The organism is Micromonospora sp. NPDC048040 (assembly GCF_055587185.1).
In genome coordinates, this window is the sequence record NZ_JBVJGT010000045.1 from 1 (window position 1) to 14038 (window position 14038).

Sequence of the window (14038 nt, forward strand, 5' to 3'; positions counted from 1 at the left end):
CCTGAGCGTCTCGCCGCCGCCGGCGTTCCAGACGAGGTCGAGTTCGCGACGAAGCCTGCGCTGGCCCGGCAGATGATCGCTGCCGCGTTGGACGCCGGTGTCCCGGCGGGGTGGGTGACCGGCGACGAGGTCTACGGCGCCGACCCCGGCCTGCGCGGCGACCTCGAGCAGCCAGGTCGTACACGCCATCGGCGTCGATCAGCAGCGTGTCGGTCAGCCTCGCCAACTCCATCAGCCGGGTCAGGTCAGCGTTCGAGCGCCCGAATCGTGACACCTCCAGGCCGAACACCGCCCCGACCCCGCCCATGCACAACTTCGCGACGATCTCCCGGTAGCCGTCGCGTTCGGACCCGAACCGGCCCGACACACCCAGGTCGGCGTCGACGACGACGATCTGCCCGGCCAGCCACCCGAGTTCGGCGGCGGTCGTCGCCAGCCCGTATTGCCGGGCGGTGGACTCGGTGTTCTGCCGCACCTGCGCCATCGACGACTGCCGCAGGTACACGATCGCCAGCCTCGACAGATGACTCGAGGTGATCTTCGAGCTGGACGTCATCACTGCTTGCTCCGTGCAACAGCGATTCGACCATGTTCGCCACGACCATCACGGCCTGGCGAACGTCCCACCCGTTCATCTGTCCCCGTTCCCGGCCGCTCGGGCCACCACCGTTCACTTCAGCGTCGGGAGCCAGTTCATGGGAATCCGCCACCGCTAACGCTGGATCGATCTTGTCGATCAGCGCCCGCGCCGCCGACAAGCCCTCCACCGCCAGCCGATCCGATGCCGCCGCGACACCCCGGTCGGTCCAGTCCTGAGCCACCGTGATCCGCGGCCTCCCCTCGACCTCACACACGAAGAACAGACCATGCCGCTTGCGCTGCGTGAACAGCACAACCAAGCTCTGCCCCTTCAACGGATGGAACGGATGAGTGATCACCAATGAGTCCGAAGTACGACGAGACTGACGGGCCGTATACGGCACGGATTCCGGCCAACGTCAACGAGCCCGACCGTATCGCGTTCGGGCTGACGTTCCGGCAGCTCGGCATCATCGGCGGCGTCGGCCTGGCGGGGTTCGGTCTCTACCGCACGTTCGGGCCCCTGCTGCCGCCGGTGGTCTGGATCGTCGCCGGGGTCATCGTGATGGCCATCGCGATCGTGGTGGCGCTCGGCCGCCGTGACGGCCTGCCGCTGGACGTGTGGCTGCGGCACGGGTTCACGCTGTCCCGTAGTCCGCGCACGCTCGCGCCGGGTACGGCTCGGGCAAGCGCGGTCGCGGTCGTGGCCGCAAGGCCGAGCGTCCCGGCGCCGCTGCGCTCTCCGGTCACGGCGGTCAGCCCGACCGGCGTGCTCACCAGCGAGGGCAGCGACAAGGTCCTGATCGCCTGCGGCACCACGAACATCCACCTACGCACCGGCAGCGAGCAGGCAGCGCTGCTGGACGGGTTCGGTCGGTTCCTCAACAGCTTGACCGGGCCGGCGCAGATCGTCGTGGCCGCCCAGCGGCACGACCTGACCGCGTACGCGCAGGCGACGGTCGACCACGCGCCGCGCCTGCCGCATCCGGCGTTGCGGGCCGCCGCCGACGACTACGCCGAGTTCCTTCTCGACCTCGACAACGAGCGTGATCCGCTGCGCCGTCAGGTCCTCGCCGTCGTCACCGGGGAACACGCGGCAGACACCGCCGTGCGCGCGCTGTCCGGCCTCGGTGTCGAAGCCGCCGCACTCGACGGGCCGGCCGTCGCCTCCGCGCTGGCCGCCGCAGTAGACCCCTTCTCTCCCCCACCGCCTGGCCCTCGCGCGGTGCCCGGCGCCCCAATCACCCTACGGAGCACACCGTGAACCTGTTGAAGCCAAAGAAGAAGAGTGTCGCGGCCGGGGAAGGCATGCCTTCCCCGGCCGCGTTGTCGGTCACCCCGTCGCACGTACAGGTCGGCGACGGATACGCCGCCACCTACGCCGTCTGCGGCTACCCGGCCGAGGTTGGCCCCGCCTGGCTCGATCCGCTGCTGTCCTACCCCGGCCGGGTCGATGTCGCGGTGCACCTTGACCCGGTGTTGCCGCAGTTGGCCGCGCCGATGCTCAAACGCCAGCGTGCCCGCCTCGAATCATCTCGGCGGTTGGACGCCGACCAGGGACGCTTGGGTGACCCGCTGGTGGAGGCGGCGGCGGCAGACGCGGCTGACCTCGCCGAACGCGTCGCCCGCGGCGCGGCGAAGCTGTTCGAGGTCGGCATCTACGTCACCATTCACGCTCGCGACCTCGACGAGCTGCGCACCGTCACCGCGGGCGTGAAGTCGGCCGCCGCCAGCGTTCTCCTCGATCTGCAGCCGGCCACGTTCCGCCACCAGCAGGGCTGGGTGGCCACGCTGCCGGTCGGCGTGGACCCGCTGCGGATGCGCCGCATCCTCGACACCACCGCCCTCGCGGCGGCGTTCCCCCTCGCCTCGGCGGACCTCGCCGCCCCCGCCCCCGGCGTCGTCGCCCCACCCGACGGCGTGCTGTACGGCGTCAACCCCACGTCCAACGGCGTGGTGGTCTGGAACCGGTGGGCGCAGGACAACCACAACAGCGTGGTCCTGGCGCGCAGCGGCGCGGGGAAGTCGTACTTCGTCAAGCTGGAGGTGCTGCGCAACCTGTACCAGGGCACGACCGTCAGCGTGATCGACCCGGAGGACGAGTACGCGCCCCTCGCCGAGCATGTCGGTGGCACGGTCGTGCAACTCGGCCAATCCGGTGTCCGCATCAACCCCTTGGACCTGCCCGCCGACAACCGGCCCGACGCCCTGACGCGGCGCGGGCTGTACCTACACACGCTGATCTCGGTCATGCTCGGGGCTGCTCCCCCGCCGGCCGAACGCGCCGCCCTCGATCGGGCCATCACCGCCACCTACGCCACGGCGGGGATCAACGGCGACCCGGCCACCTGGACCAGGCCCGCGCCGCTGTTGCGGGACCTGGCCGAGGTGCTGGCTGCTGACGACGACCCGGCCGCGGGGCAGCTCGCCGCCCGGCTCGCCCCCTGGACGGTCGGGAACTTCGCCAGCCTGTTCGACGGGCCGACCACCACCACCCCGCGCGGGCATCTGGTGGTGTGGTCGCTGCGGCACCTGCCCGACGAGCTACGCACCGTGGGCACGCTGCTGGCCCTCGACTCAATCTGGTCGGGCATCGACACTGCGGCCACGGGCGCCCGCCGGCGGCGGCAGCTCGTCGTGGTGGACGAAGCGTGGCTGCTGATGCGCGACGGCGAAGGCAGCCGGTTTCTGTTCCGGATGGCCAAGGCGGCCCGCAAACGCGCGGCGGGTCTGTGCGTGATCACCCAGGACGCGGCCGACGTGCTGTCGACCGACCTCGGCCTCGCCGTGGTGTCCAATGCCGCGACCCAGGTGCTAATGCGCCAGAGCACGCAGTCCATCGACGCCGTTAGTGACGCGTTCAGCCTGACCGCTGGAGAGTCACGGCTGCTGCTGTCGGCGCCGCGCGGCGAGGGCTTGCTCGTCGCAGGCCGGAGCCGGATTCCGTTCCGCGCTGTCGGGTCGGCGGCCGAGCACCGGATCGCCGTGACCGGCATCGGGGAGGCCCGATGATGGCCACCGCGACCTGGCCCGCCGATGTCGGGCATTGGATCATCGCCCGGCCGTGGCTCGGCTTCATCGCCGCCGCCACGATCGTCGGTACGGTGTTCGGCCACGATCAGGTGCTCGCCTGGCGGCACCGGCGGTTCGCGACCGGTGCGCGGTGGTTGACCATCGCCGCCCCGCCGCAGGTCACCGCCGAGGCCGCCGCCGCTTTCTGGACCACCCTCGTCGGCGTGCTGACGCCCTCGGTGTGGCGCCGGCGAGTGTTCGGCTACCCGCACGTCGGCTGGGAATACACCTGGACCGGGCGTGCCCTGACCATTCGGGTGTGGGTACCCGGCACGGTGCCGCCGGGCGCGGTCGAAGCCGCCGTCCGGGCAGCCTGGCCCGCCGCGACCATGACCACCGCCGACGCCGCCGCGCCGATCCCGCACACCATCGCCGAGGAGGTGGGTGGGGCGCACTGGCCGCAGCACACCGACGTGCTGCCGCTGCGCAGCGAGCACGACGCCGACCCGCTGCGGGCGCTGCTCGCCGCCGGGGCCGAGGTACGCCACCGTGAACACGCGTGCGTGCAGATCCTCGCCCGCCCGGCACCCGCTCGCCGCGTCCGTGCGGCGAGGCGGGCGGCGGCGAGCACCAGCAGCCATCCCCACGGGCGGCCCGATGTGGCCACCCGCGCCGTCGCGGGCGCGACGAGGCTGGCCATCGAACCGCTGCTGTGGCTTCTTGATGTCTTCACGCCCGGCTCGTCCCGACCGCACACCCCGGCGGGCTCCACCGCGGGGCGGACGGCCGCGCGGGACCCGGTGGCCGCCGCCGACGCTCGCACGGTCGTGGACAAGGCCGTGCGGGTGCCCCACTTCGAGATCGCGGTCCGGTTCGCCGTGGCGGCCGACACTGGCACAACACCACCGGACGCGCAGCGGGCCGCGCACATCCGCACACGCCTCATCGAGCTTCGGCACACCATCGCCGCGGCCGCCGCGGCGTACACCGGCCCGAACCAGCTACGACGCATGAAGGTGCCGCGACCGGTCGCCACGATCGCCGCACGGCGGCTGCGGCGTGGCTTCCTGGCCACCGTGCCGGAGCTCGCGGCCCTCGCCGCGCTGCCGCAGGACCTCGCGGTGCCGGGCCTCAATCGGGCGCGGGCCAAGGCCGTGCCGGCGCCGGTGCAGGTGCCGGCCGGCGGCCGAGGCGTGAAGGTGCTCGGCCGGTCGCAGATCGGTCACCACAGCGTCGGCCTGACCGTCACCGACGCCCGCCAACATGTGCACGTGGTCGGCAAGACCGGCGTCGGTAAGAGCACGCTGCTGCTGAACATGATCCTCAGCGACATCAAGTCCGGCCGTGGAACGGTGGTCATCGACCCGCGTGGTGACCTCATCACCGACATTCTCGACCGGCTGCCCGCCTCCCACGGCACAAGGATCGTGATTATTGATCCCGACCAGGAGAACCCGGGCTGTTTCAACCCTCTCGACGATCAGGGTGATCCGCATCTGGCCGTGGACAACCTCGTCGGGATCTTCGCCAAGATTTTTCAAGGCCAATGGGGTCCGCGGATGGACGACACCATGCGCGTCGCCTGTCTCACGCTGATGCGGCACGCCAAACCGACCTTGAGTCTGGTTCCGTCGCTGTTGCAGGACCGGGAGTTTCGGGCCAGGTTCACCCACGGCCTGGACGACCCGGACGGGCTCGGCGGGTTCTGGCTCTGGTACGACGGCATCAACGAGCAGTTCCGGGGCCAGGTCATCGCGCCTGTCCTCGCCCGGCTGCGGGCCTTCCTGCTTCGTGATTTCGTGAAATCGGTGATCGGCAACGCCCATTCGTCGTTTGACATGGGCCGTGTCCTCGACGGCGGAGTCCTGCTGTGCCGGCTGCCCAAGGGCGTCCTCGGCGAGGAGACCAGCCGCATCCTCGGCTCGATGATCGTCGCCAGGGTGTGGCAGGCCGCCATCGCGCGGGCCACCATTCCCGAGGACCAGCGTAGGGACGCCTGCCTTTACATCGATGAGTGCCAGAACTTCCTCACCTTGCCGGGCAGTGTCGGGGACATGCTGGCCGAGGCCCGCGGGTTCCGGCTCGGGCTGGTGCTCGCGCACCAGGACTTGGCGCAGCTACCCAAGGACCTGGCCGCGGCGGTGTCGGCCAACGCGCGGACGAAGCTGTTCTTCACCGTCGACCCGGCTGACGCCAGGGAGCTGTCCCGGCACACCACACCCGAGCTGGACGAGCACGACCTCGCCCACCTCGACGTCTACACCGCTGCCGCCCGGCTGCTGGTCGGCAACCGGGAGCTGCCCGCGTTCACCTTCACCACCAACCCGCCGGCCCGGGTCGTGGGTGAGGCGACCGCGATCCGGCAGGAGTGCGCCGCCATCCACCGCCGCGCTGATGGTGAGCCACCGATGCAGCAGCTCGCCCGCACGGCGATGCGCCGGCGCATGCACTCCCCCGACCGCTGACCACTCGGGTCGTGCGTTCGGGGGCTCGGCTGGGTGCGGCATCGGGGGCTCGTTTGGGGGTGTCCGCGACACGAGGCCCCAGACGAGCCCTCCGCACCCACCCTGTCAGGTGCCTGACCTGCCCAAACCCGCCCGACAACAGGACCGAACGCGAGATCGACTTATCCCGACTCCCTACGGGACTCTCTCTCCACGGGGTGAAACCACCTATGCCGCAATCGCGCTCCGCCGGCCTGCTGGCCATCTATCCCCACATCACCAGCCGCGACCGCCTGCTGCTCCAACTCCTCGACGACCACCACGTCCTCACCACCGACCAGATCCACCGCATCCTGTTCCACGCCCGCCGCACCTGTCAGATCCGCCTCGGCGAGCTTGCCGCCCTGGACCTGCTGGACCGGTTCCGGTTCGCCCGCGACGGCGGCGGCAGCCAACCATGGCACTGGACCCTCGGCCACAACGGGCACCGGTTCCAAGCCGCCGCCCACCAACGCCCCGAACCCACCCTCCGCACGAGCCGGCAGACCGTGCAGCGGCTGTCGGCGAACCCACACCTGACGCACCTGCTCACGACAAACGAGTTCTTCGTCCAGCTCACCGCGCACGCCCGCCACCACCCCGCGGCGCGGTTGGACCGGTGGTGGCCCGAGTCGCTGACCACCAAGCAGTACCGGACCATCACCGCCGACGGGCACGGCCTGTGGAGCGTCGGCGACACCACGGTGGGGTTCTTCCTGGAAGCCGACACCGGCACCGAACCCCTGGGCCGGGTGGTGGCCAAGCTCGACCGGTACGCGCAGCTGATCCGCCGCGGCGGCCCCCGCTACCCGGTGCTGTTCTGGCTCGGCAGCCACCACCGCGAGGAACACCTCCACCAACTCCTGCACGCCCGGCGCGGCGATGTCCCGGTCGCGACCGCCACCCACACCAGCGACCCTGCCGAAGCGGTCTGGCTCCCGGTCGGCGCCACCGGTCGGGTTCGGCTCGCCGAACTGCCCAGCGACCACGGCCAGCCCGTGGCGGACAACCCGAACTACGACGACGACGGAGGCTTCGTCCTCTGACAGACCCTGACAGGCGCACGGCGAGTTCTGTCAGTACAGGTCACAGGCATGATCGCAGTTCCTGACAGGGCGGGTGCTGTCAGGTCACGACGCTACGGTGCAGCTTCCTCTTTGCTCGCACCGCCGCCCGTCTGTTCCTCCTCGGATCTGCCCGCTCCAGCGGGATCACCCGCAGCCCACCCCATGCGGTCGGCTCGTGATCCACGCCCCGCGCCTTCACGGCAGCTTCCCGGCTCAGACGTCGCGCTCGGTGGCACCACCCCACACCCCATTTCATGCCCGCCCTTGTCGCGAAGGGAGCACGCCATCATGCCCAAGTCGCTCACCGATCTGGTCGTCACCGTCTGCTTCGCCCCCGGCGAAGACGCCGACTGGTTCGCCGCCTCGGAGAAGGTCCACGACCTCCTGCACGTCAGCGGCACCCCGGCTCGCCGCTACCGCGTCCGCCACCGCCGCCTCATCGGCTGGCTGACCCGGTTCCTCGGCTACTACCTGCTCGATGCCGCCCGACGCTTCGGCGCGGTCACCCTGGCCGCCGGAGGCCGCAAGAGCCGCCTCGACCTGACCGGCACCGCCGCCAAGGCCGCCAACGGCGCCGCACTGCGCTGGCGGGCCTGGAACACCCACATCAACGCCAGCACCAAGCCCGCCCGCCCCTGGGAGGACTACCTCGCCCAGCACCACGCCGACCCGGCCAAGGTCACCCTGGACGAGGCCCGCCGCCGCTTCGAGCAACAGCCCCGCGTCCTGGCGATGCTCGCCGGATCCTTCGACCCCTACGAGCTGTCCGTCTACCAGGCCGGCGAAGCCACCTACGTCGGGCTCTACTGGCGCATCGCGCTGATCGGCGACGCGCTGATCACCACCGACGGCCGCCTCCTCGCCCCAGCCAGCGACTCCGTCGCAGACCAGTTCCGCTTCCTCAACGAGGCATGCGCCTACGTGCGCAGCCTGCGCTCCAACGCACGACTGTGCGCCGTCACAGTTACCTCCGCCTGAGACACACCGAAGACCGGTCGTAGTCCCACTGCGACCGGTCCTCGGCATGTCCGCACCCGACGCCCGCCAAGGAGAATTCCGATGTTCCTGACCGATCCGGCGCTGCGGCGCATCGCCGCCGACACCAACGACGTCCTACCCGAGCACCTGTGGCGCCACGACACCGCCGCCCTCGACGCCCTCGGCGAACTCGCCCGCGTCCTGCACAAGACCGCCCGCGAGTTCACCGACAGCACCACCAGCCTCGACCAGGCCCTCGTCCGGGTGGGTGTGCTTGCCGAAACGGCCCGGCAGGGGCTGGCCGCCCGCGCCGACCTGCACATGGCCGGCTACCACCAGGCGCTCACCGACGCGCTCGTCGCCCGCGAGCGGCACATCGTGCTCGGGGCCGCACTCGTCACCGCCTACCGTGCCTGGCGCAACCACCGGTCGATCGGCGACGGCGACGAGCGGCATCTGCTCCTGCGGCGCGGCGACCCGTCGCGTGGCGTGGCGACGCTGCGGCTCAAAGACCCGCGCACCTGGCTGGTGATACCCGACGCCGAGGCCGCCAGTGCCTTCGATATCCCGTACCCGGATCGCGTCGTCGGCGAGGTCACCGAGACCGACCAGAGGTGGGCGCCGACCGCGTACACCGACCCGCGGCGTTGCCAGATCCACTCCGGGATGGCGTACCCGCTGCCGGTGTGTGACGACCTGGCCTCGGCCTGCCGGTCGCTGCTGCGCTGGTGGCACCTGCGCCATTCCGACGCCTGGAGTAGCCGCACCCCCACCCAGCTCACCCCGGCGGAACTCGCTCACCTCGCCAGTTAGAAGCGGCACCTCGACGCGGTCTGGTCACTCGGTCGCCCTCGCGGCCAACCACACCCTCGCCCAGCACGCCGCCGATCCCATCCCCGCCGCCGCGCACCATTCTGACGCCGGGATCTACCGCGACCTCGCCGAGTGCGGGCGCTACATCCTGCGAACCGCGGCCGACGAGTTTGCCGTCTTTGGCCACTAACCCTTTTCGGCTGCATCCCGCAGCACCGAGGCCACCGGGCCGCAATCCAGCAGCACCAAGCACGGCAGCGCACCGTTCACGCGCCTGCCACGCCGACCGCTGCCCGCGAACCGGCGCACCACCGCCCGGCACAACACCGTGCCCGGCATTCCCAACCCACGTTCCCAAGGAGGGAACTCGATGGAGAACCTTTCCCTGACGCCTGCCACGCGGGCCGTCCTCGACGCCTTGACCGAGATCGGTCAGGGCAACGTCCACGAGCTGGCCGACAAGGCCGGCAAGGCCCGGTCGACGACCGACAAGGCGATCAAGACCCTGGCCGACGCCGGTGTGATCGTCGCGGTGAGCACCGATGCCGACCCGGCCGAGGGCACGCCGACCCGGTGGTCCCTGGCAACCCTGGCAGAGGCCACCGACGCTGTGCCGAACGACGCCGCCGACGTCGGCGACGAGCACACGGCCGGCGCGGACGAGACCGAGCATCTCGACGGCCCGGACCTCGACAACGCGGCCGACGAGCCGGACACCGGCGACACCGAGCCGGCCGACCGGCCGGGCAACGAGACCGACCGGGACGACAACAGCGACGAGGGCGAGGACGACGAGGGTCGTGCGGTCACCGTTGCGCAGCCGACGCGTCCCGGCGACCGCAAGGTCATGGCCATCAAGGGCGTCTTGGCCGACCACGGCGACGACGGCGCAACGCTCGACGTAATCGTGGCCGAAAGCGGCATCGGGCACCCGACCGCTACCCGGCTGCTGACCGCAATGGAGCAGGCCGACGCCGCGCGCCGCCTGCCCGGCCTGCCGGAACGGTGGACCCCGGGTCCGACCAAGGCCAGCGAGGTCGACCCCAACCCGGAGCCGCCCCGCTGCCCGCTCTGCCTCCAGGTCAACCGAAGTTTGGCGACCGCGCCGAGCGCCACGGCGACGGTGCTGCCGCTGATACGTCCCGACGGCACGCTGCACGTCGTCGGCCCGGACGGTGAGACCCACGTCGTCACCCTGCCCACCCGCACCACCGGCCGCGCAACGGGCGTCGCCAGGAGCGTGGGCCGGCGCGGCGACATCCCCGTCAACGCCGACGGCAGCCAGCCGTTCGGCCGGGGCGAGCTGGAGAAGCTGACCCTTGACGTCCTGGCCGCCAACCCCGGCACGGCGATGACCCCGCAGGACATCGCCACCGCCATCAGCGGGCAGCTCGGCCGCGTGGTCAGCTCCGGGGCGGTGCGCAACAACTGCACCAAGGCCGCCGCCGCGGGCCGCATCCTCCTGGTCTCCGACACGCCGTTGACCTTCGCCTACCCCGCGCCGGCCGACGCCGGCAGCACCGAGCAGGGCGGCAACGCCGCCGAGCAGTCCTGACCCACGAATCCCTGTCCCACTGCGGGGGCCGGGCCGTGTGCTCGGCCCCTGCGGCACATCGAGAGGAGAACCCCGTGCCGCACGAACTGGAGACGTTCGCGGACGGAACGACCGCCTTCGCCAGCGCCCGCCTGTCGGCCTGGCACCAGCTGGGCACCGTCACCCAGGACACGATGAAGGCCGAGGAGATCATGGCCGCCGCCCGCCTCGGCGACTGGGGCGTCCGCACCATCCGCACCGTCGGCATCGACCTCGTCGACGGCGTCGAGGTGCAGATCCCCGCCGACGACAAGCGAATGACCGTGCGCCGCAACCCGGTCACCGGCCAGACGGAGTACCTGGGCATCGTCGGTACCGACTACACCGTGGTCCAGAACGAACAGTGCGCCGAGATGCTGGATCGCCTCGTGGATCAGGTGGGCGGCGCCCACTTCGAGACCGCCGGCAGCCTGCGCCGAGGCAAGAGCGTGTTCGTCACTTTGAAGCTCCCGGACGCGATGGAAATCGGCGGGGTGGACCGCATGGACATCTACCTGATCGGCACCACGTCGCATGACGGCACCGCCGCGCTGCGGGTGGACGCCAGCCCGATCCGGGTGGTGTGCGCAAATACCCAACGCGCCGCCTTCGCGAACGCGGTCGGGCACTACACGTTCCGGCACACCTCCAACGTCAACTCCCAGATCAGCCAGGCCCGCGAAGCCCTCGGCCTGATGTGGAAATACATGGAGACCTTCGAGAAAGCCGCCGAACGGATGCTCCAGACCGAGCTGACCATGCGCGAGTTCGAGAACGTCGTCGCGCAGGTGTGGCCGGTCAAGGACAACGCCTCCGAGCAGACCCGCAACAACGCCAAGCAGCGGCTCGGCACGCTTAAGTACCTGATCCGCGAGGCCGACACCCAGAAAGCCATCACCGGCAGCCGGTGGGCCGGATTCCAGGCCATCACCGAGTACCTCGACCACTACCAGCCCGCCAAGAACGAGATCGCCCGCGCCAACCGGGTGCTGACCGGCAACGTCGGCGACCTGAAGCTGGCCGCCTTCGACCTGCTCAAGGTCTGACCACCCTCGTCCACACCCCCCGGGGCGGCGGTCACCCGTGCCGCCGCCCCGGCCCGCAAACAGGAAGAGACACGCCCCATGGCACAGCCGGGCACGACCAGGTGGCGATCAAACCGGGCGGGCAGCCAATGAGCGCCCATATCCGCTACCCCCTTACCACTACGCCTCGGACGCCGCCAGCTACCGAGGCGTCGCCGCCACCCGCTGTTCGAGGCCAGCGATCTGATCGCCGACTTCCTCCGTAAGGCCCACGGGCTGCTGCGGCTCATCCACGTCCTCTAACCCGTATCCCCAATTCACCCCCTGCCGGCCGCGCACTCGCGCGTAGACCGGCCTTTTTGTTTGCACGAAAGGTAACCACCATGGCCAAGGCAATCATCGGCATCGTCACCGTCGTCATCGTCGCCTGCTTCGGCCTGCCCATGTTGCTGTTGTCGTCCGTCCTCGGCGGAGGCGCCGGCGGATGCGGCATCGCCGCCGCACCCGCCGTACGCCCCTCCGGCCAGCCACCCGACACCAGCACCTGGGACACCGAGCAGCTCGACATCGCCGCGACCATCATCGACGTCGGCGTCGCTAAGGGCGTGTCCCGCTGGGGCTGGGTCGTCGGCGTCGCCACCGCCATGCAGGAATCCGGCCTACGAGACCTGCCGTTCCTCGGCGACCGCAACGACCACGACTCGATCGGGGTGTTCCAGCAACGCCCGAGCCAGGGCTGGGGCACCGTCGAGCAGTTGTCCGATCCCGCCTACCAAGCGGGCAAGTTCTTCGACAAGCTCCTGACCATCCCCGGCTGGGAGACGATGCCGCTCACCCAAGCCGCCCAGGCGGTACAGATCTCCGCCTTCCCAGACGCGTACACCAAGTGGACCAACGACGCCCTGCACGTGGTGGAGCAGCTGACCAGCACCCTCGCCGACTGCACCACCAACGCGCTCGCCGCCCTCCCAGCCGGGTTCGCACTACCCGCCAGCACCCCACCCGCCGTGACCACCGCCATCCTCTGGGCCGTGAACCAGCTCGGCACGCCCTACTACTTCGGCGGAACCTGCACCGACCCACACTCCGGTGACCCCGACAAGCAATGCGACTGCTCGTCGCTGATGCAGTCGGCGTACCGGGCGGCCGGCATCTCAATCCCCCGCATCACCACCCACCAGGCCAACGCCGGGAAGCCCGTGGCTGACCCGGCGCTCATGCTGCCCGGCGACCTCGTCCTCATCCCCGGCAGCAAAGGCACCATGGCCAACCCGCGCCACGTCGGCATGTACCTCGGTGAAGGGCTCATCATCCAAGCCCCGAAGACCGGCGACGTTGTCAAGATCACTCGGCTGAGTAGTTGGATCACCCGGATCGCAGCAATTCGCCGCATCGTTGCACCTTGATCGGCGTACGTTCTCAGCCTCGATCCCGCTTGGCGCCGAGTCGCAATGTCAAAATCGCGACGAGCGGATCACGGCAGAAGCGCGCGTCTGACCAGGTCCGAGGTGCGACCAGTGGCGAAGCCGGAAAAGAACCGCTACGAATCCGGCACCCCTGACCCGCGGCCGGCACCGCTGTTCGCGTGCGCGCTCATCAGCACGTCCAGACATCGGCGACCGGCGCCGACGTCACCTTCGGTGACGAGCGCTTCGCGGCAGATCCGGATGGCCGCAACGCAGGCGACCTGCGACATGGGCGGGCGCTCTCGGAAGTGCTGCAAGTCGACGGGGTCACGTCCAACGACGCGACGTCACGGATGCCGGGCGGCTATGACCCGAACTTCTTCCATTTCCCTTCAGAGACCACCTCGACGGAGCCGTCGACGACCTTGATGGCCGTCTGCTCATCGATGGCGTAGGCCGGGACACCGATTTCGGCGGCCCACCGCTCTGCGTCGGCCAGGGTGTTCGTGGGGAAAGCGTCCAGGTGCGGGAAGATCGAGAAGTCGACGACTCCCAGGGTGCGGTCGTCCGGCGCGGACGGCCACTCGACGAAGTACGTTCCGATCCGGGGCGTCATCACCATGCTTCCGGCGCTCACTCCCACCCAGACCGCGTCGGGCAGCGATGGCAACAGATCGGCCAGCCCGGACTCCCGCATCCAGTGGCACAGGTACGTCGCGTCGCCGCCGTCGACCAGGAGTACGTCGGCCTCCCGGACCCAGGGGACCCATCGCTCCGCGCCGATGGTGGGCAGTGCGGTGAGCTCGAGGACACCGAGCGACGCCCAACCCAGGCCGGACAGGTACTGAAACATGGGCTCGGCGGCTACGAAACCCCGCACCGATTTCGGACCGCACATCGGGTGACCCCACTGTGCTGTCGGGACGCAGAGGGCGTGGCACTCGGCGATCGGCTTGCCGAGGAGCTGCACGAGCGCCGAGTGGATGCTTGGGTTCGTGACGCCGCCTGACGTAAGCAAGAGCTTCAAGGTGCCTCCAAATTCGCGCGCGAAAGGTGGATATGCCTGAAGACCCGGCACCGTGCTGGAACTCATCGGAGGTCG

General features: G+C 70.3%; 10 protein-coding genes and 3 pseudogenes. 10 read left to right on the forward strand and 3 right to left on the reverse strand.

The genetic code is table 11. The features are described 5' to 3' along the window. Positions 1-267: pseudogene (locus ACZ6O2_RS28380) on the forward strand (transposase); the annotation flags it as partial. Here the strand turns inward: ACZ6O2_RS28380 and ACZ6O2_RS28385 are convergent. Continuing rightward, a pseudogene (locus ACZ6O2_RS28385) lies at positions 236-556 on the reverse strand (recombinase family protein); the annotation flags it as partial. The pseudogenes ACZ6O2_RS28380 and ACZ6O2_RS28385 overlap by 32 nt on opposite strands. 232 nt (positions 557-788) lie before the next feature. Further along, positions 789-983 (reverse strand): annotated as a pseudogene (locus ACZ6O2_RS28390) (DUF5372 family protein); the annotation flags it as partial. Here ACZ6O2_RS28390 and ACZ6O2_RS28395 point away from each other — a divergent pair. The 9 genes from ACZ6O2_RS28395 to ACZ6O2_RS28435 all read left to right on the forward strand — a co-directional run bounded on the left by ACZ6O2_RS28395 (position 941) and on the right by ACZ6O2_RS28435 (position 12936). Beyond that, a complete protein-coding gene (locus ACZ6O2_RS28395; protein ID WP_350712485.1) occupies positions 941-1843 on the forward strand; it encodes a PrgI family protein in 903 nt (300 codons plus the stop codon). The pseudogene ACZ6O2_RS28390 and the gene ACZ6O2_RS28395 overlap by 43 nt on opposite strands. A 44-nt stretch (positions 1844-1887) precedes the next feature. After that, entirely contained in the window at positions 1888-3591 is a 1704-nt protein-coding gene (locus ACZ6O2_RS28400; protein ID WP_350712488.1) for a VirB4 family type IV secretion system protein, read from the forward strand. Then, entirely contained in the window at positions 3588-6056 is a 2469-nt protein-coding gene (locus tag ACZ6O2_RS28405) for a type IV secretory system conjugative DNA transfer family protein (protein ID WP_466024977.1), read from the forward strand. Before ACZ6O2_RS28400 ends, ACZ6O2_RS28405 begins: the two co-directional genes overlap by 4 nt. A 209-nt stretch (positions 6057-6265) precedes the next feature. After that, positions 6266-7120: a replication-relaxation family protein gene (locus ACZ6O2_RS28410; protein ID WP_466024978.1), complete on the forward strand. Its 855-nt coding sequence runs from the start codon at positions 6266-6268 to the stop codon at positions 7118-7120. A gap of 309 nt (positions 7121-7429) precedes the next feature. Further along, positions 7430-8119 carry a hypothetical protein gene (locus ACZ6O2_RS28415; protein ID WP_466024979.1) on the forward strand — a complete coding sequence of 230 codons (690 nt, stop codon included), beginning with the start codon at positions 7430-7432 and terminating at the stop codon, positions 8117-8119. 81 nt (positions 8120-8200) lie between these two features. Next, a complete protein-coding gene (locus ACZ6O2_RS28420) occupies positions 8201-8932 on the forward strand; it encodes a hypothetical protein (protein WP_466024980.1) in 732 nt (243 codons plus the stop codon). 370 nt (positions 8933-9302) lie between these two features. After that, positions 9303-10487, forward strand: a complete 1185-nt coding sequence (locus tag ACZ6O2_RS28425; RefSeq protein ID WP_466024981.1) for a MarR family transcriptional regulator — start codon at positions 9303-9305, stop codon at positions 10485-10487. Between the two features lie 74 nt (positions 10488-10561). Next, complete coding sequence (locus ACZ6O2_RS28430; RefSeq protein WP_466024982.1) at positions 10562-11551, forward strand: DUF932 domain-containing protein; 990 nt, start codon at positions 10562-10564, stop codon at positions 11549-11551. 362 nt (positions 11552-11913) lie between these two features. Next, positions 11914-12936: a C40 family peptidase gene (locus tag ACZ6O2_RS28435; RefSeq protein WP_466024983.1), complete on the forward strand. Its 1023-nt coding sequence runs from the start codon at positions 11914-11916 to the stop codon at positions 12934-12936. A 364-nt stretch (positions 12937-13300) separates the two neighbouring features. Here the strand turns inward: ACZ6O2_RS28435 and ACZ6O2_RS28440 are convergent, their stop codons facing one another. Next, positions 13301-13963 (reverse strand): Type 1 glutamine amidotransferase-like domain-containing protein, encoded by a 663-nt coding sequence (locus tag ACZ6O2_RS28440; protein WP_466025009.1) that lies wholly within the window; start codon positions 13961-13963, stop codon positions 13301-13303. Positions 13964-14038 lie beyond the last annotated feature (75 nt).

Excerpts from the sequence above, each read along its gene's own strand:
- ACZ6O2_RS28425 (WP_466024981.1), top strand. The coding sequence starts at position 9,303 with ATGGAGAACCTTTCCCTGACGCCTGCCACGCGGGCCGTCCTCGACGCC.
- ACZ6O2_RS28435 (WP_466024983.1), top strand. The coding sequence starts at position 11,914 with ATGGCCAAGGCAATCATCGGCATCGTCACCGTCGTCATCGTCGCCTGC.
- ACZ6O2_RS28400 (WP_350712488.1), top strand. The coding sequence starts at position 1,888 with ATGCCTTCCCCGGCCGCGTTGTCGGTCACCCCGTCGCACGTACAGGTC.
- ACZ6O2_RS28395 (WP_350712485.1), top strand. The coding sequence starts at position 941 with ATGAGTCCGAAGTACGACGAGACTGACGGGCCGTATACGGCACGGATT.
- ACZ6O2_RS28415 (WP_466024979.1), top strand. The coding sequence starts at position 7,430 with ATGCCCAAGTCGCTCACCGATCTGGTCGTCACCGTCTGCTTCGCCCCC.
- ACZ6O2_RS28405 (WP_466024977.1), top strand. The coding sequence starts at position 3,588 with ATGATGGCCACCGCGACCTGGCCCGCCGATGTCGGGCATTGGATCATC.
- ACZ6O2_RS28420 (WP_466024980.1), top strand. The coding sequence starts at position 8,201 with ATGTTCCTGACCGATCCGGCGCTGCGGCGCATCGCCGCCGACACCAAC.
- ACZ6O2_RS28410 (WP_466024978.1), top strand. The coding sequence starts at position 6,266 with ATGCCGCAATCGCGCTCCGCCGGCCTGCTGGCCATCTATCCCCACATC.